The organism is Pseudomonas sp. NPDC087336 (genome assembly GCF_044744285.1).
Classification (GTDB): domain Bacteria; phylum Pseudomonadota; class Gammaproteobacteria; order Pseudomonadales; family Pseudomonadaceae; genus Aquipseudomonas.
The window spans coordinates 26771-44605 of record NZ_JBIUYA010000019.1 but is presented as its reverse complement, the minus strand read 5'-3'; the positions used below and the strand labels follow the sequence as shown (position 1 = coordinate 44605).

General features: G+C 60.7%; 16 protein-coding genes. 13 read left to right on the top strand and 3 right to left on the bottom strand.

Annotation, left to right across the window (positions count from 1 at the left end; all coding sequences use genetic code 11):
• Positions 1-16 precede the first annotated feature (16 nt).
• The 9 genes from pilW (at position 17) to ACIO0C_RS19390 (ending at position 9753) form a co-directional block, all read left to right on the top strand.
• Positions 17-775 carry a type IV pilus biogenesis/stability protein PilW gene (gene pilW, locus ACIO0C_RS19430; RefSeq protein ID WP_401314663.1) on the top strand — a complete coding sequence of 253 codons (759 nt, stop codon included), beginning with the start codon at positions 17-19 and terminating at the stop codon, positions 773-775.
• Complete coding sequence (locus tag ACIO0C_RS19425; protein ID WP_401314661.1) at positions 775-1800, top strand: RodZ domain-containing protein; 1026 nt, start codon at positions 775-777, stop codon at positions 1798-1800. Before pilW ends, ACIO0C_RS19425 begins: the two co-directional genes overlap by 1 nt.
• A 3-nt stretch (positions 1801-1803) precedes the next feature.
• Positions 1804-2913 (top strand): flavodoxin-dependent (E)-4-hydroxy-3-methylbut-2-enyl-diphosphate synthase, encoded by a 1110-nt coding sequence (gene ispG / locus ACIO0C_RS19420; protein WP_003185136.1) that lies wholly within the window; start codon positions 1804-1806, stop codon positions 2911-2913.
• A gap of 35 nt (positions 2914-2948) precedes the next feature.
• Positions 2949-4238: a histidine--tRNA ligase gene (hisS, locus tag ACIO0C_RS19415; protein WP_401314659.1), complete on the top strand. Its 1290-nt coding sequence runs from the start codon at positions 2949-2951 to the stop codon at positions 4236-4238.
• A 41-nt stretch (positions 4239-4279) separates the two neighbouring features.
• Positions 4280-4921, top strand: a complete 642-nt coding sequence (locus tag ACIO0C_RS19410; RefSeq protein WP_180205854.1) for a tetratricopeptide repeat protein — start codon at positions 4280-4282, stop codon at positions 4919-4921.
• Complete coding sequence (gene bamB, locus ACIO0C_RS19405) at positions 4914-6065, top strand: outer membrane protein assembly factor BamB (RefSeq protein WP_032831492.1); 1152 nt, start codon at positions 4914-4916, stop codon at positions 6063-6065. Before ACIO0C_RS19410 ends, bamB begins: the two co-directional genes overlap by 8 nt.
• Before the next feature lie 139 nt (positions 6066-6204).
• A complete protein-coding gene (gene der, locus ACIO0C_RS19400; protein WP_020795612.1) occupies positions 6205-7674 on the top strand; it encodes a ribosome biogenesis GTPase Der in 1470 nt (489 codons plus the stop codon).
• A 151-nt stretch (positions 7675-7825) separates the two neighbouring features.
• Positions 7826-8974, top strand: a complete 1149-nt coding sequence (locus tag ACIO0C_RS19395) for a pyridoxal phosphate-dependent aminotransferase (protein WP_401314656.1) — start codon at positions 7826-7828, stop codon at positions 8972-8974.
• The gene (locus tag ACIO0C_RS19390) at positions 8962-9753 is read left to right on the top strand and encodes an amidohydrolase (RefSeq protein ID WP_401314654.1); all 792 of its coding nucleotides are present in this window, start codon (positions 8962-8964) and stop codon (positions 9751-9753) included. The genes ACIO0C_RS19395 and ACIO0C_RS19390 overlap by 13 nt, the downstream gene beginning before the upstream one ends.
• Positions 9754-9850: 97 nt before the next feature.
• Here ACIO0C_RS19390 and leuA read toward each other — a convergent pair whose 3' ends face one another.
• A complete protein-coding gene (gene leuA / locus ACIO0C_RS19385) occupies positions 9851-11530 on the bottom strand; it encodes a 2-isopropylmalate synthase (protein WP_401314652.1) in 1680 nt (559 codons plus the stop codon).
• 394 nt (positions 11531-11924) lie between these two features.
• Here leuA and ACIO0C_RS19380 point away from each other — a divergent pair, with 394 nt between their 5' ends.
• Positions 11925-12281 carry a hypothetical protein gene (locus ACIO0C_RS19380; RefSeq protein WP_401314650.1) on the top strand — a complete coding sequence of 119 codons (357 nt, stop codon included), beginning with the start codon at positions 11925-11927 and terminating at the stop codon, positions 12279-12281.
• Positions 12282-12415: 134 nt separating this feature from the next.
• Here the strand turns inward: ACIO0C_RS19380 and ACIO0C_RS19375 are convergent, their stop codons facing one another.
• Entirely contained in the window at positions 12416-13237 is an 822-nt protein-coding gene (locus tag ACIO0C_RS19375; protein ID WP_401314648.1) for a peptidoglycan DD-metalloendopeptidase family protein, read from the bottom strand.
• 3 nt (positions 13238-13240) lie between these two features.
• The gene (xseA, locus tag ACIO0C_RS19370) at positions 13241-14620 is read right to left on the bottom strand and encodes an exodeoxyribonuclease VII large subunit (RefSeq protein ID WP_401314749.1); all 1380 of its coding nucleotides are present in this window, start codon (positions 14618-14620) and stop codon (positions 13241-13243) included.
• A gap of 183 nt (positions 14621-14803) precedes the next feature.
• Here xseA and ACIO0C_RS19365 point away from each other — a divergent pair, with 183 nt between their 5' ends.
• From ACIO0C_RS19365 to guaB, 3 genes are all read left to right on the top strand, one after another.
• The gene (locus ACIO0C_RS19365) at positions 14804-15571 is read left to right on the top strand and encodes a sulfite exporter TauE/SafE family protein (RefSeq protein WP_401314748.1); all 768 of its coding nucleotides are present in this window, start codon (positions 14804-14806) and stop codon (positions 15569-15571) included.
• A gap of 61 nt (positions 15572-15632) precedes the next feature.
• Positions 15633-16181 (top strand): sugar ABC transporter ATPase, encoded by a 549-nt coding sequence (locus ACIO0C_RS19360; RefSeq protein ID WP_401314646.1) that lies wholly within the window; start codon positions 15633-15635, stop codon positions 16179-16181.
• 127 nt (positions 16182-16308) lie between these two features.
• Positions 16309-17778 (top strand): IMP dehydrogenase, encoded by a 1470-nt coding sequence (gene guaB / locus ACIO0C_RS19355; protein ID WP_401314644.1) that lies wholly within the window; start codon positions 16309-16311, stop codon positions 17776-17778.
• Positions 17779-17835: the final 57 nt, after the last annotated feature.

The following is a 17835-nucleotide window of genomic DNA, read 5'->3' as shown; positions in this document are numbered from 1 at the left end:
TCAAGAGAGGATCTCCATGTCCCTGCGCTTTGCGCTGCTTTTGCTAATGGCCAGCCTGTGCGCTGGCTGTGTGCTTTCGGGCGACTACAACCCGATGAAGACCAGCAAAGGCCGTGACGAGGCGCGCGAGGCCTACGTGCAACTGGGCATCGGTTATCTGCAACAAGGCATGACCGAGCGCGCAAAAGTGCCGCTGAAGAAGGCGCTGGATCTGGACGCCGCGGACCCGGACGCCAATGCGGCGTTGGGGTTGGTGTTCCAGGCCGAAATGGAGCCGGAGCTGGCTGACCAGCATTTTCGCAAGGCGCTGTCTTCCCGTCCCGCCGATGCGCGAATCCTCAACAACTACGGCAGCTTTCTCTTCGAGCAGAAACGTTACAAGGAAGCCTACGAGCGCTTCGAACAGGCCGCGGCCGATACCCTGTATCCTGAGCGTTCGCGGGTGTTCGAGAACCTCGGCATGACCGCTTCGATGCTCGGCCAGCGCGAGTTGGCCCAGCAACAACTGGAAAAAGCCCTGCGTTTGAATCGACAACAGCCTCGGGCATTGCTGGAAATGGCTGAGTTGTCTTACGAAGACAGGCATTATGTGCCCGCGCGTGACTATTACGACCGTTTTAGCCTGCTTGCCGAGCAAAATGCACGTAGTCTATTGCTCGGCATTCGCCTGGCAAAAGTGTTTGATGATCGCGACAAGGCCGCCAGTGCGGGCCTGCAATTAAAACGACTCTATCCCGGTACACCGGAATATCAGCAATACCTGTCGGAGCAATGATGAAAGCGGCGCATCCCGAAGTTGTAGCAGCGAATCGCGTTAACCCCGGTGAGACCTTGCGCCAGGCCCGCGAAAGCAATGGCTGGTCGCTGGCCGAAGTGGCCCTCAAGCTCAACCTTACCGTCAATTCCCTGAGCAATCTGGAAGCCGGTGATTTCGACAAGCTGCCAGGGCATACCTTCGCTCGCGGCTATATTCGCGCCTATGCCAAATTGCTCGGCATGGACCAGGCCGTGCTGGTCCAGCAGTTCGACCAATCCACCGGTACCGACTCCAAGGGCAGCAGCGTTCACAGCCTGGGCCGCATCGAAGAGCCAGTGCGCGTGTCCCACACCATTTTGCGCATTGTCAGCCTGTTGTTGCTGGTGGCCGTGGTCGGTGGCGGTTTTGTCTGGTGGCAGGACCAGACGTCGCTGCGCACCAAGGACCTGATCAGCCTGAGCCCGGAACACGTTGAAGTCGAAGGCGCCGACGGCACCACCCAGATTCATCCGCTGGACGAACCGGAAGACCAGGCGGTCGCCGAGGGCCGGGCTGAAACTACAACGGCCCTGGCATTGCCACAGGCCGACACCGCGACCCAGGCACCGACTGAAACGCCGGCGCCGGCACCCGTTGCGCCGGCCGCCACTGCTCCGCTCGTTGCCACACCTGCGAAGCCAGCCCCGGCTGCTCCTGCTCCTGCTGTTGCAGCACCAGCAGTGACTGCGCCCGTTGCTCCAACTGCTCCAGCGCCAACCGCTGCGGCTCCAGCACCAGCACCAGCAGCGCCTGCGGCGGCTGGTCAGGGCCAGGTTCAACTGCAGTTCACCGCCGACTGCTGGACCCAGGTGACCGACGGCAACGGCAAGGTGCTGTTGAGCGGTCTGAAGCGTAAAGGCGAAAGCGTTTCCCTCAATGGCAAGCCGCCGTTTTCCGTGCGCCTGGGTTATGCCCGCGGCGCGCAGGTCAGCTACAACGGTCAGGCGGTCAATGTCGCTCCGTTCACCAGTGGCGAGACTGCTCGCCTGAAGTTGGGTCAATAAGTCATGCACGGCGAATCTCCAATCAAACGTCGCGAATCGCGCAAGATCTGGGTCGGTAATGTACCTGTTGGCGGCGATGCGCCCATCGCTGTGCAAAGCATGACCAACAGCGACACCAATGACGTCGCTGCGACCGTTGCGCAAATCAATCGCCTGGAAGCCGCGGGTGTCGACATCGTGCGGGTATCCGTGCCGGACATGGACGCCGCCGAAGCCTTCGGCAAGATCAAGCAGCTTGTCAAAGTACCCTTGGTCGCCGACATTCACTTCGACTACCGCATTGCCTTGCGCGTGGCCGAACTGGGTGTTGACTGCCTGCGGATCAACCCGGGCAACATCGGTCGCGAAGACCGTGTGCGTGCGGTGGTCGATGCCGCCCGCGACCGCGGCATTCCGATCCGCATCGGGGTGAACGCCGGCTCTCTGGAAAAAGACCTGCAGAAAAAATACGGCGAGCCAACCCCCGCCGCCCTGGTCGAATCGGCGTTGCGCCACGTCGAACACCTCGAGCGCCTGAACTTCCAGGACTTCAAGGTCAGCGTGAAGGCCTCCGACGTGTTCATGGCCGTCGAAGCCTACCGCTTGCTGGCCAAGGAAATCGTCCAGCCGCTGCACCTGGGGATCACCGAAGCCGGTGGTTTGCGTTCAGGCACAGTGAAATCTGCCGTGGGCCTCGGTATGCTGCTCGCCGAAGGGATTGGCGATACCATTCGCATCTCGTTGGCGGCTGACCCGGTTGAGGAAGTGAAAGTCGGCTACGACATTCTCAAGTCCCTGCATCTGCGTTCCCGTGGCATCAACTTCATCGCCTGCCCGAGCTGCTCGCGGCAGAACTTCGATGTGGTCAAGACCATGAACGAGCTGGAAGGGCGCCTCGAAGACCTGCTGGTGCCGCTGGACGTCGCGGTCATCGGTTGCGTGGTCAACGGGCCGGGCGAAGCCAAGGAAGCCCATATCGGCTTGACCGGCGGCACGCCAAACCTGATTTACATCGACGGCAAGCCGTCGCAGAAACTGACGAATGACAATCTGGTGGATGAGCTTGAACGCTTGATCCGCCAGAAAGCGGCCGAAAAGGTCGAAGCTGACGCAGCGGTTATCGCGCGCGGCTGAGCCGACGACGCGCCGAACGAATTTAAGGATTTAATGTGAGCAAGTCATTGCAAGCCATTCGTGGCATGAACGACATCCTGCCCGAACAGACCCCCCTGTGGCGTCATTTCGAAGGCACCGTTTCGCGCCTGCTGGATAACTACGGTTACAAGCAGATCCGCATGCCGATCGTCGAGTTCACTGAGCTGTTCAAGCGCTCCATCGGTGAAGTGACCGACATCGTCGAAAAAGAGATGTACACCTTCGACGACCGTAACGGCGACTCCCTGACCCTGCGTCCTGAAGGCACCGCAGCCTGCGTGCGTGCCGTGCTCGAACATGGCATCACCGGCGGTGGCCAGGTGCAGAAACTCTGGTACATCGGCCCGATGTTCCGCCACGAGCGTCCGCAGAAAGGCCGTTATCGTCAGTTCCACCAGATCGGTGTCGAAGTGTTCAACCTCGACGGTCCGGACATCGACGCCGAGCTGATCGTGCTGACCTGGCGCCTGTGGGGCGAGCTGGGCATCCGCGATGCGGTCAAGCTCGAACTCAACAGCCTGGGCACCAGCGAGTCCCGTGGTCGTTATCGTGAAGCGCTGGTCGAGTTCCTGTCCGCTCACCTGGACAAGCTGGACGAAGACAGCCAGCGCCGCTTGAAAACCAACCCGCTGCGGGTCCTGGACACCAAGAATGCCGACACACAGGCGATTCTGGTCGATGCGCCGAAAATGGCCGACTACCTCGACGAAGAATCCCGCGTGCACTTCGAGGGCCTCAAGGCTCGCCTGGACGCCGCCGGTATTCCTTATGTGATCAACCCGAAGCTGGTTCGCGGGCTGGACTACTACAGCAAGACCGTTTTCGAATGGGTCACCGACAAACTCGGCGCCCAGGGCACCGTGTGTGCCGGTGGCCGTTACGATGGCCTGGTCGAGCAGATGGGCGGCAAGCCTACTGCCGGCGTCGGTTTCGCCATGGGCATCGAGCGCCTGGTATTGCTGCTGGAAACCCTGAAGCAGATCCCGGAAGAAATCTCCCGTCAGGTCGACGTCTACCTCTGCGCCTTCGGTGAAGCTGCCGAGCTGGCTGGCCTGACCCTGGCCGAGCGCGTGCGCGACCAGTTGCCCAACCTGCGCCTGCAAGTGAATGCCGGTGCCGGCAGCTTCAAAAGCCAGTTCAAGAAGGCCGACAAGAGCGGTGCGCTGTACGCACTGATCCTCGGTGACGACGAGATGGCCCAGCAAGTGGTAGGTTTCAAACCCCTGCGTGGCCAGGGCGAACAACAAAGCATTGCCTGGGATGCGCTTGCTGCACACCTGGCCACCTGCGTCGTGCAGGGTTGAAGCTGTCTTAACAGCCGAATTAGCGATTAAGGAGTATTGGGGTGTCGAGTACCGAAGACGAACAGCTGGCGGATTTTAAGGAATGGTGGTCACGCAACGGCAAGCCCCTGGTCACCGGCGGCCTGTTGGCGCTGGTCATCGTGTTCGGTTGGCAGGCGTTCCAGAAGTATCAGAGCAACCAGTCGCAAGGCGCCTCGATGCTCTATCAGCAATTGCTCGAAACCACGCTGACGCCTGATGGCAAGCCGGATGCGGCGCGTGTCTCGGATCTGGCCGGCAAGCTCAACAGCGAGTTCGGCGGCAGTGCCTATGCGCAGTACGGCAGCCTGTTCGTGGCGAAAGTCGCGGTCGACAGTGGCAAGCTCGATGACGCAGCCAACGAGCTGAAGGCCATCGTCGCCAAGCCGGCCAACCCGGCACTGGGCGAAATCGCCCGTCAGCGCCTGGCGCAGGTGCTGGCCGCGCAGAGCAAGGTCGATGAAGCCCTGAAGCTGCTGGAAGGTGATGCCGACAAGGCCTTCCTGGCCACTCGTGAAGAACTCAAGGGCGACCTGCTGGTGCAGCTGGGTCGTACCGACGAAGCGCACGCGGCGTATCAAAAAGCCAAGGCGGCACTGTCGGATGAAGCGGCGGTCGGTGGCCTGCAAATCAAGCTGGACGACCTGGCCAAAGGGGATGCGTGACGTGATCCGTTGGAAGCATGCAGCATTGCTGGCCCTGGCCATTTTGGCCGCGGGTTGCAGCAGCAACAGCAAGAAAGAATTGCCACCGGCCGAGTTGACTGACTTCAAGGAAGAAGTGGTCCTGCAAAAGCAGTGGAGTCGTTCGATCGGTGACGGTCAGGGCGAAACCTACAACATGCTGGTTCCGGCCATCGATGGCGATACCATCTATGCCGCCGATGTCACCGGTGTGGTGATGGCGCTGGATCGCAGCAACGGCGACGTCAAGTGGAAGAAAGATCTCGAACTGCCTGTTTCCGGCGCCGTTGGCGTGGGTTACGGTCTGCTGACGATCGGTACGATCAAGGGTGAAATCGTTGCCCTGGACGCCATCAACGGCGAAGAGAAATGGCGCGCTCGCGTGTCCAGTGAAGTCCTCGCACCGCCAGCCAACAATGGCGATGTGGTCGTGGTCCAGACCCAGGACGACCGTTTGATCGGTCTGGATGCCGCTACCGGCAACCAGCGCTGGTTGTATGACAGCACGCCTGCGGTACTGACCCTGCGCGGTACCAGCGCACCGATCGTGACCAACCGCCTCGCGGTGGCTGGCTTCTCGACCGGTAAGGTGGTCGCTCTCGACATTTCCAACGGCGTGCCGGTGTGGGAACAGCGTGTAGCGATCCCGCAAGGTCGTTCGGAACTGGAACGCGTGGTCGACATCGACGGCGGCTTGCTGTTGTCCGGCGAGACCATCTATGTCGCCAGCTACCAGGGTCGCGTTGCGGCACTGGACCTGCAAAGCGGCCGTCAGCTGTGGCAGCGTGATGCTTCCAGCTACGCCGGTGTCGCCCAGGGTTTCGGCAGCGTCTACGTGAGTCTGTCTTCGGGCACCGTTGAAGGCGTCGACGAGCGTTCCACCACAGCCTTGTGGAGCAACGATTCGCTGGCCCGCCGCCAACTGTCGGCTCCGGAAGTGTTCTCCAGCTACGTTGCAGTGGGTGACCTGGAAGGTTACCTGCACCTGTTGAGTCAGGTAGACGGTCGATTCGTCGGCCGTGAGCGCATCGACAGCGACGGCCTGCGCGCGCGTCCGCTGGTGGTGGGTGACACGATTTATGTGTATGGCAACAGTGGCAAGCTGGAAGCCCTGACCATCAAGTAAAGCTTTGACTATGCTTGGGGTTAATCCCCAAGCGGCCCTGTTCTGCGGGGCTCGCAGCGCTTACAGGCGCTGCCCCGAGCACCAGCCGCTGCCTCGCAGCGGCTTTTGTATTTTCTGAAATAACGAAGTGGAGAGCCGCATGGTTCCCGTAATCGCCCTGGTGGGCCGACCGAACGTCGGCAAGTCCACCTTGTTCAACCGCCTGACCAGGACTCGCGACGCCATCGTCGGCGACTTGTCCGGTCTGACCCGTGATCGCCAATACGGTGAGGCCAAGTGGCAAGGGCGTTCCTACATTCTGGTCGACACCGGCGGTATCTCCGGTGACGAGCATGGTATGGACGAAAAAATGGCCGAGCAGTCGCTGCTGGCCATTGAAGAAGCGGATGTTGTTCTGTTCCTGGTAGATGCCAAGGCCGGTTTCACCGCCGCCGATCAGATGATCGCCGAGCATTTGCGCAAACGTAACAAGCGTTCCTACGTGGTCGCCAACAAGGTCGACAACATCGACCCTGACATGGCCCGCGCCGAGTTCGCTCCGTTGGGCATGGGCCACGCGATCCCGATCGCCGGTGCTCATGGTCGTGGCATCACCCAGATGCTGGAAATCGCCCTGAGCGAGTTCCCTAAAGACGCAGAAGAGCCGGAAGAAGGCGAGGAAGAGGACGTCGCCGAAGGCGAGGAAGCCAAGCGCATTCCTGGTCCGAGCGAAAAAGACGGGATCAAGATCGCCATCATCGGTCGCCCGAATGTTGGCAAGTCGACCCTGGTCAACCGCATGCTCGGTGAAGACCGGGTAATCGTGTATGACCAACCCGGCACCACCCGCGACAGTATCTACATCCCGTTCGAGCGTAACGACGAGAAGTACACGCTGATCGACACCGCCGGTGTGCGCAAGCGCGGCAAGATCCACGAAGAAGTCGAAAAGTTCTCCGTGGTCAAAACCCTGCAAGCGATCAAAGACGCCAACGTGGTGATCTTCGTGATGGACGCCCGCGAAGGTGTGGTCGACCACGACCTCAACCTGCTGGGCTTTGCCATCGAGTCGGGTCGTGCGCTGGTCATCGCGATCAACAAGTGGGACGGCATGACGCCGAGCGAGCGTGACTTCGTGAAGGTCGAGCTGCAACGTCGACTGTTCTTCGTTGACTACGCCGACATCCACTTCATCTCGGCACTGCACGGCACTGGCGTGGGCAACCTCTACGCCTCGGTGCAGAACTCGTTCAAGTCCGCGGTCACCCGCTGGCCAACCAACCGCCTGACCCAGATCCTGGAAGACGCAGTTGGCGAGCACGCGCCACCGATGGTCAACAACCGCCGGATCAAGCTGCGTTACGCCCACTTGGGTGGTGCGAACCCGCCGATCATCGTGATCCACGGTAACCAGATCGAGAAGGTGCCGAAGTCTTACGTGCGTTACCTGGAAAACACTTACCGCCGTGTCTTGAAGCTGGTCGGTACACCGATCCGCATCGAGTTCAAGGGCGGCGAGAACCCGTACGAAGGCAACAAGAACTCGCTGACCGACCGCCAGGTCAACAAGAAGCGTCGCTTGATGTCGCACCACAAGAAGGCCGACAAGAAGCGCCGCGACAAGCGCTGATCTGCGGTTTTGATCGTTCCCACGCTCCGCGTGGGAACGATCAGCTTGAAGAAGGGCGCTTTTGGCGCCCTTTTTTTATGCGCGCCGTTTGGGCTATCCTCGGGCTCTCCCGCGCCGCCGTTAGAGCCGGGTGTAGAGCAGGGAGTCCTCGATGATCACCAGTAAGCTGCCGAATGTCGGCATCACCATCTTCACGCAGATGTCTCAGCTCGCGGCGCAAACCGGGGCGATTAACCTGTCCCAGGGTTTTCCTGATTTCGCTGCACCGCAGGCCCTGTGCGATGCGGTCGGTCGGCATATTGCCAATGGCCACAACCAATACTCGCCAATGACCGGTTTGCCGGTACTGCGTCAGCAGATCGTGGCGAAAATCGCCCGCAGCTACGGCGTCACCGTCGATGTGGACAGCGAAGTGACCGTGACGCCCGGTGCGACCGAGGCGATTTTCTGCGCCATTCAGGCCGTTATCCATAGCGGTGACGAAGTCATCGTGTTCGATCCGGCTTACGACAGTTACGAGCCCTCGGTCGAACTGGCTGGTGGCCGTTGTGTTCACGTGCAACTGGGGCTGGACGACTTCAGCATCGACTTCCAGAAGCTCGCCCAGGCACTGAGTCCGCGCACGCGCATGATCATCCTCAATACCCCGCACAATCCCAGCGGCGCACTGATCAACCGTGCCGAGCTGGACCAACTGGCGGCGTTGATCCGCGATCGCGACATCTATGTGATCAGCGATGAGGTCTACGAACACCTGGTCTATGACGGTGTGCCCCATGTCAGTGTGCTGGCCCATGAAGAGCTGTATCAGCGCGCCTTCGTGGTCAGTTCCTTCGGCAAGACCTACCACGTCACCGGCTGGAAAACCGGCTACGTGGTCGCGCCGCCGGCCCTGACGGCAGAGTTGCGCAAGGTGCACCAGTACGTGAATTTCTGCGGCGTCACACCACTGCAATATGCCTTGGCCGACTTCATGGCCGAACACCCGGAGCACGTGGAAGAGTTGCCGGCGTTCTATCAGGCCAAGCGTGACCTGTTCTGCGATCTGTTGGCGCCCTCGCGCTTCAGTTTCACCCGGGTAGCCGGTACGTATTTCCAGTTGGTCGATTACTCGCAGATCCGTCCTGACCTCAACGACGTCGAGATGGCCCTGTGGATGACCCGTGAACATGGCGTTGCGAGCATCCCGATCTCGGTGTTCTACCAGACGCCACCGGTTGGCCAGCGCCTGGTGCGCCTGTGCTTTGCCAAACGTGAGGAGACCCTGCGTGAAGCAGCGGAAAAACTATGCGTGATCTGAGTGCGCTGCCAAACCTGACCGTTGCACTGATCCAGACCACCCTGGCCTGGCATGATCGCCAGGCCAACCTGGAGCATTTCGAACCCTTGCTGGAACAGGCTCGCGGCGCGGACCTGATCATTCTGCCGGAGATGTTCACCACCGGTTTTTCGATGGACTCAGAGACCCTCGCCGAAGCCGAAAATGGACCGACCAGCAAATGGCTGCGGACGCAGGCGGCAAAATTCGATGCGGTGATCACCGGTAGCGTGATCGTGCAGGCCGCTGATGGCAGCCATCGCAACCGCCTGTTGTGGGCACGGCCGGACGGCGAAGTGTGGCACTACGACAAGCGTCACCTGTTCCGCATGGCCGGCGAGCACAATCACTACACCCCGGGCGAGCGCCAGGTGCAGTTCGAGCTCAAGGGCTGGCGGGTACGGCCGCTGATTTGCTACGACCTGCGCTTTCCGGTGTGGAGCCGTGACCCGCAGGACACGGACTTGCTGCTGTACACGGCGAACTGGCCGGGTGCACGGCGTCAGCACTGGAATAGATTGCTGCCGGCACGGGCGATCGAGAACCTGTGCTACGTGGCAGCGGTTAACCGCGTCGGCACCGATGGCAAAGGCTTTGCGTATACCGGGGACAGCCAGGTGCTGGATTTCCAGGGCGAGACATTGCTAAGCGCAGGGGAGGCGGACGGGGTGTTCAAGGTGATGCTGGATGCGGCGGAACTGGCGGCTTATCGCACACGGTTTCCGGCGAATCTGGATGCCGATACCTTCGAGTTCACCTGACCGATCGTTCCCACGCAGAGCGTGGGAATGATCAACTGGCAAACAAAAAGGCCCCGAGGTTCTCCCCCGGGGCCTTTTGCATTTCAGCGAAGGCTGATTACGCCGCTTTCGCTTCCGGCTGGCTCAGCGAGCGGTTCAGCGCGCTGAACAGGGCCTTGAAGCTGGCGGTGGTGATGTTTTCATCGATTCCCACGCCGTGCACCGCACGCTCGCCATTCACTCGCAGTTCAATGTAGGCCGCAGCCTTGGCATTGGTGCCCGCGCCGATGGCGTGTTCGTTGTAGTCCATGATTTCCACCGGGATCGGCAGGCCGGCCACCAGTGCTTCCAGGGCGCCGTTGCCCTTGCCGCGCCAGTGCAGGTTGGTTTCGCCCTGGCCTTTGCTGGCCACTTCCACTTCGACGGCGCTGTGGCCGTTTTCTTCCTGCAGGCGATGGCTGACCAGCGCGTACGGGGTGTTGGCTTGCAAGTACTCGCTGTGCAGCAGCGCGTGGATTTGCTGGGCGGTCATTTCCAGGCCCAGGCGATCGGTTTCACGCTGCACGACCTGGCTGAATTCGATCTGCATGCGACGCGGCAGGCTGATGCCGTATTCCTGTTCCAACAGGTAAGCGATGCCGCCCTTGCCCGACTGGCTGTTGACGCGGATGACCGCCTCGTAGCTGCGGCCGATGTCGGCCGGGTCGATCGGCAGGTACGGCACTTCCCACAGGGCATCGGATTTTTGCTGGGCGAAACCCTTGCGGATCGCGTCCTGGTGCGAGCCGGAGAATGCGGTGTGCACCAGGTCGCCAACGTACGGGTGACGCGGGTGAACCTGAATCTGGTTGCACTCTTCGACGACCTTGCGCACGCCGTCGATGTCGGAGAAGTCCAGCTCAGGGTTCAAGCCCTGGGTGTACATGTTCAGGGCCACGGTCACCAGGTCGACGTTGCCGGTGCGCTCGCCGTTGCCGAACAGGCAGCCTTCGACGCGATCGGCGCCAGCCATCAGGCCCAGCTCAGTGGCGGCCACGCCGGTGCCACGGTCGTTGTGGGTGTGCAGGCTGATGATCACACTGTCACGACGGTTGATGTGACGGCCGAACCATTCGATCTGGTCGGCATAGATGTTCGGGGTCGCGCATTCGACGGTGGCCGGCAGGTTGAGGATCATCTTGTGCTCGGGCGTCGGGTTCCAGACTTCGATCACCGCATCACAGACTTCCTTGGCGAAATCCAGTTCGGTGGCGCTGAAGGTCTCTGGCGAGTATTGGAAGGTCCACTGGGTTTCCGGCTGCTGGGCGGCGTATTTCACGAACAGCTTGGCCGCGCTCACGGCGATTTCCTTGATTCCGTCCTTGTCCTGGTTGAAGACAATACGACGGAAGGAAGGGGAGGTGGCGTTGTACAGGTGAACGATGGCTTTCTTCGCCCCACGCAGGGATTCGAAGGTGCGCTCGATCAGGTCTTCACGGCCTTGGGTCAGCACCTGGATGGTGGTGTCGTCCGGGATGTGGTTGCCTTCGATCAGTGTGCGCACGAAGTCGAAGTCGGTTTGCGAAGCGGCCGGGAACGACGCTTCGATTTCCTTCACGCCGACCTGCACCAGGGTTTTCCAAAAGCGCAGCTTCTTGACGGCGTCCATCGGTTCGATCAGCGACTGGTTCCCATCGCGCAGATCGGAGCTACACCAGATCGGCGCGGCGGTGATGGTCTTCGATGGCCAGGTGCGGTCCGGGAGATCGATGGTCGGGAACGCGCGGTATTTCGAAGACGGGTCTTTGAGCATGCTCATCGGGAAATCCTTATTGTGTGGGCCGAAAAAAGGCGGCCTGCCGGTGGATCAAAATGTTCTTGGAGTAACGCTTGGGATGAGGCGCCGCGATTCAGCCCGGCAGTCGTGCGCTGACAAGGCACAAACTGCGGTGCTGACGAAGCTGAATGAGGGTGTGAGAGGTTTTCATGCCTTCAACCCTAACCGCGGGGGGGAAGGATGGCAAGCAGTGGAAAAAAATTGAGAGGAATCCTCTTTAGGCCGTATTTATCGAGATTTTATTGCTCTGCATAAGTCTGATCTTCAGGATGTTTGCGCAAGGTTTGAACGATGCGCAATCGGCGCTTTGCGCGTCGAGGCCTCGCTTCGGGGGCTATTCTTCTTTAAAGCCTCGACGGGCAAGCGGGAGACGGCAATGAACGAGTCCGATTGGAAACAGTATTGCGTATTGCGTCCGGTGGCCCATGAGCGGATGTGCACCCGGATCATGACCGACGTTGAAAAGATCGTGCTGGACAAGAGTATTGCGCCCTACGAGCGGATCGACGCCAGTGAGGAATTGCTCAAGGCCGGGCAAAAAGAACTGTATTGGGCGTTTGGCGTCTTCAGGTTTTCACGCCATGAAGCACGTTCGCATTTGCTTGGGTTGTGTGCGCGGGAGCTGATCTCGCCGGAGGAGTTGACCTGGTTTTCACCGGAGACACAGGAGTGGGTCAGGCATTGCCTGGCGGACCGGGAGGTTCATGGGATCGAGGACCTGGATGCCGAGTAAATGATCGCCTGTGACGCCGCCTTCGCGGGCAAGCCCGCTCCCACAGGGATTGGCGTTGTACACAAAAATCATGCTCACCTCGGTCACTGTGGGAGCGGGCTTGCCCGCGAAGGGGCCATCAGCCATGTAACGGATCAAGGCTGAAACGCCCCGATAAAAATCGCCGGATCCACCCGCGCATCATTCAAGCTGACATTCCAGTGCATATGCGACCCGGTCGCCCGCCCCGTCGCACCCACCTTGCCAACCACGCCACCACGCGCCAGCTGCTGCCCAACCTTCACATCGATCTTCGACATATGGCAGAACATGCTGATAAAGCCCTGGCCATGGTCGACAAAAACCGTGTTGCCATTGAAGAAGTAGTTACCAATCAAGATCACCTTGCCGGCGGCCGGGGTCTTGATCGGCGTACCGGCAGGCACGGCGAAATCCAGGCCTGAGTGAGGGTTACGCTCTTCACCGTTGAAGAACCGGCGCACGCCGAACTTGCTCGACAGCGGACCGTTCACCGGTTTGTCCAACAGCACGTTACTCGGCGTATTCGGGCTGAAAGTGCGGTAGGCAGCGATCTGCTCGGCCAGTTCGCGCTCGATGCGCTTGAGGTTGTCGGGGTCAGGATTGACCTGCTGGGTATTCTTGAGGGTGATGCGCTGTTCCGGGTATTTCTTGTTGCCGACGGTGAAACCCAGGCTGCGCCCACCGCTGCTGATGGACTGGGCACCCGGCTTGACCGTGAGCGGCACGCCGACAATCGCCAGCCAGTTGTTCTGTTCCTTGATCACCAGCACCGGTTTGCCCTGATAACTGGCTTTCGGCGCTTGTGCGGCAGCGCCCAGGTCGACCACGGCCACGCCCCCCGGCACCGGTTTGTTCAACAGGCGGGTGATGTAACTGTCAGCGTGGGCATTGAAGGTCAGGCACAGCAACAGCAGCGGAGCTAGAAAACGCGGCATGGATCAGTCCAGTAAGGAAAGGGTGACGGGCGTCAGGTGATTGTCTTCGACCCGCACCTGCAGTTCGCCTTCACCCAGTTTGGCCTTCAGGCGCTGGCCGGTGTGGGTCTGAGCGGCGTTGCGGATCGCATTGCCACGCTCGTCGAGCAAGATGCTGTAGCCACGGCCGAGGGTCGCGAGGGGGCTGACCACGTGCAGTGTTTGCATCTGGCTCTGCAGTTGCATGCGACGGTTCTTCAGGCCCTCGCGGATGGCGCGGGGCAAGCGTTCGGCGAGGCTGTCGAGACGTTGGCGCAGCATCGCCAATTGCCGGCCCGGATGTTGCGCGGCCAGGCGGGTTTCCAGGCGGATCAGCCGCTCACGACGGGTGTTGAGGCTGCGTTCGAAAGCGCGGCGCATGCGCATGTCCAGGTCATCCAGGCGTTGCGCTTGCTGGCGCAGGCGTTCGCCGGGATGTCGCAGTCGGCGAGAGATACCTTCCAGGCGCAGCCGATCACGCATCAGGCGATCGCGCATGCGCATCACCAGGCGCCGGTGCAGGCTTTCGACCCGGCGTACCAGGTCGCTGGAATCCGGTGCCAGCAGTTCGGCGGCGGCCGATGGTGTGGGCGCGCGGACGTCGGCGACGAAGTCACTGATGGAGACGTCGGTTTCATGGCCGACGGCGCTGACGATCGGCGTCACGCAGGCGTCCACCGCGCGCGCCACGGCTTCTTCGTTGAAGCACCAGAGGTCTTCCAGCGAACCGCCACCGCGGGCCAGGATCAACGCGTCGAAGCCGCGGGCATCCGCCAGTTTCAATGCGCGGACTATCTGCGCGGTGGCTTCGCGACCCTGCACGGCGGTGGGGATCAGGGTCAGTTGCACCTGCGGCGCGCGGCGGCGGAACACGCTGATGATGTCGCGGATGACCGCACCGGTGGGCGAGCTGATGATGCCGATTCGCTGCGGATGCGCCGGCAGCGGCACTTTGCGTTCGGCGCTGAACAGGCCTTCGGCGCTGAGTTTTTCTTTAAGGGCATCGAAAGCCAGGCGCAACGCCCCATCACCGGCCGGCTCCACCGTATCGAGGATCAGTTGGTAATCACCGCGGCCCTCGAACAACGAGACTTTGCCGCGTACCTTGACGGCCAGGCCATCCTTCAGCGCTTGACGCACGCGCGCGGCGTTTTGTCGGAACAGCGCGCAACGCACCTGGGCGCCGCTGTCCTTGAGGGTGAAATACACGTGGCCCGACGCCGGCCGGGCGAGGTTGGAGATTTCGCCTTCGACCCAGATGTTGCTGAAAACGTCTTCAAGCAACACCCGCGCGCGGCCGTTGAGCTGGCTGACGGTCAGGACTTCGCGATCCAGGCCGAGTCTTGCAAAGGGATCTTTAATCATGGGGCGCATGATAAAGGCATTCTCCAACCGAATGCACGATCCCCTGTAGGAGCGAGCCTGCTCGCGATGGACGTTAACGGTAACGCGTTGTGTCTGGATGAACGCGTCGCCCTCAGGTCTATCGCGAGCAGGCTCGCTCCTACAGGAGTAGAGTCTGCTTCGCGATTCATGGATGACTGGGGAATTAATGTGCTTGAGTTGATGAGCCAATGGCCATTCGGCGCCACGGACTGGCTGGTAATCGGTTTGGGCATCGCCCTGGCCTACATCGTGTTCGGCATTGCCGGTTTCGGCACGGCGCTGGTGGCCGGGCCGATACTGATCCTGTTCATGCCACTGTCGAAGATTGTGCCGTTGCTGGTGTTGCTGGATTTTGTCGCGGCATTCGGCAATCTGTTGCCCTCGCGACGTGATGTCGCCAAGCCTGAACTGTTGCGATTACTGCCCTGCATGGCCGTGGGTTGCACGCTGGGCGTGATCTTCCTTTTGAACCTCAAGTCCGATCTGTTGCTGCTGTTGATGGGGCTGTTCATCAGTCTCTATGCCATCTACAGCCTGTGGATCAAAACCCGCCCGTCGCAGTTGTCTGTCGCCTGGGCATTGCCGATGGGCACCGTGGGCGGGATGTTCGGGGCGTTGTTTGGCAGTGGTGGTTTTCTCTATGCGATCTATTTGAACAGCCGCTTGCCCAAGGAGGCGGCTCGCGCGACCCAGAGTGCGCTGATCAGTTGCAGCACGGTGGTGCGCCTGAGCCTGTTCATTGTCGCGGGTGTCTATGCCGAGCTACCCTTGTTGGTGCTGGCGCTGTGTTTGCTGCCGGCCATGGCACTGGGCCTGTGGATCGGGCGACGGTTGACCATGAAGTTGTCACGCGAGGCGTTCGTGCGACTGGTGACCTGGCTGGTCCTGGCCAGCGGTATCGCCTTGATCGGGCGTTACTTGAGTACTTGACCTCTGAAGCCTTGGGCTTAAGCTGCCGGGATTCTTTCAAAGCGTTACAGTAGGCCGCCCCATGAATTCCCAAAGCATCATTGTCCCGAAAATTTCCACACTGCCGGTGCATGAGCCACGGGCCCGGGCGATCGTGCGTTGGCTGGTGCGCAAGAACATCATCAACGAAGAGCTGACCACCTGTGGCCGCACCGGCAATCGCATGGCCCACGCCATCGCCGATGGCGCCCGGGCAGTGGTCCTGCACCCGCAAGCCCTGCCGTTCGGTGAACCGATCAATGGCCTGGAGGTCGTCACCAAGCGCTGCATCTATACGCCGGCCAAGGGGTTTCTTGGCGAGGCCGGTTGTGCCGAGTGTCGCAAGGAAATCGGTGAAGCGCTGTTTGAAAGCCTCGAAGACTGGATGCCTGGGCGTACCGATAACTTCACCTGCCCTGAATGCGGGCATGAAGATGACATCAACGGCTTTCTGTTCCTGCAGGAGTGCGGCTTTTCCAACCTGGGCTTCATTTTCAACAACTGGGCCGAGGCGGGGTTCAAGCAGAGCTTTCTCGACGAATTTGCCGATTGGCTGGATCAGCCGGTGAGTTGGGTGAAGGTCGAACTCTGAGCGCATGCAGGGGGCGATATGTTCCGTATATCTATTAGGTTGATAATAGACAGAGTTTTACATTGAACCCGAGGGGGTGTGTGACTATAATGGCGCGCTTCCATTTTCCCGCTCGGGAGCCCCCGCGATGCTGCGTATCAGCCAAGAAGCTCTGACATTCGACGACATTCTCCTAGTGCCCGGTTATTCCGAGGTGCTTCCTAACGAAGTCAGTCTCAAGACCCGCCTTACCCGTGGCATCGAGCTGAATATTCCACTGGTTTCCGCCGCCATGGACACCGTCACTGAAGCCCGTCTGGCAATCGCCATGGCTCAGGAAGGTGGTATCGGCATTATCCACAAGAACATGACCATCGAGCAGCAAGCTGCCGAAGTGCGCAAGGTCAAGCGTTACGAAGCCGGTGTGGTCAAGGATCCGATCACCATCGACGCCGACGCCACCGTGCGCGAGTTGTTCGAACTGACCCGCCTGCACAACATCTCCGGCGTTCCGGTGCTGCACAATGGCGACCTGGTCGGCATCGTCACTTCCCGTGACGTGCGTTTCGAAAACCGTCTGGAAGCCTCTGTCCGTGAAGTGATGACGCCTAAAGAGCGCCTGGTCACGGTCAAGGAAGGCGCCGACAAGAACGACGTTCGCGAGCTGCTGCACAAGCACCGCATCGAACGCGTGCTGATCGTCGACGACAAGTTCGCCCTCAAAGGCATGATGACCGTCAACGACATCGAAAAAGCCAAGGCTTACCCGTTGGCCAGCAAGGATGATCAAGGTCGTCTGCGCGTGGGTGCTGCCGTCGGTACCGGTAAAGACACCGGTGACCGCGTCGCGGCCCTGGTCAATGCCGGTGTTGACGTGGTGGTGGTCGACACCGCCCACGGTCACTCCAAAGGCGTGATCGACCGCGTTCGCTGGGTTAAAGAGAACTTCCCTGAAGTGCAGGTGATCGGCGGCAACATCGCCACCGGCGCTGCCGCCAAGGCCTTGGCCGAAGCTGGCGCTGATGCAGTCAAGGTCGGTATCGGCCCTGGCTCGATCTGCACCACCCGTATCGTCGCTGGTGTCGGCGTGCCGCAAATCAGTGCCATCGCCAACGTCGCCGCTGCCCTCGAAGGCACTGGCGTTCCGTTGATCGCCGACGGCGGCATCCGTTTCTCCGGTGACCTGTCCAAGGCCATCGTGGCCGGTGCTTCCTGCGTGATGATGGGCTCGATGTTCGCCGGTACCGAAGAAGCGCCGGGCGAGATCGAACTGTTCCAGGGCCGTTCGTACAAGGCTTACCGCGGCATGGGTTCGCTGGGCGCCATGTCCCAGGCCCAAGGTTCCTCCGACCGTTACTTCCAGGACTCCTCGGCAGGCGCCGAGAAGCTGGTTCCGGAAGGTATCGAAGGGCGTGTTCCGTACAAGGGCACCCTGAGCGCGATCATCCACCAGTTGATGGGTGGCCTGCGTTCCTCGATGGGCTACACCGGTAGCGCCAACATCGAAGAGATGCGCACCAAGCCTGAGTTCGTACGGATCACCGGCGCTGGCATGGCCGAGTCCCACGTCCACGACGTGCAGATCACCAAGGAAGCGCCAAACTACCGCGTAGGTTGAGCCTTCAAGTAAAAAGTTAAGCAACCGGGGCTGTATTATTCAGCCCCGAGTTGTTTC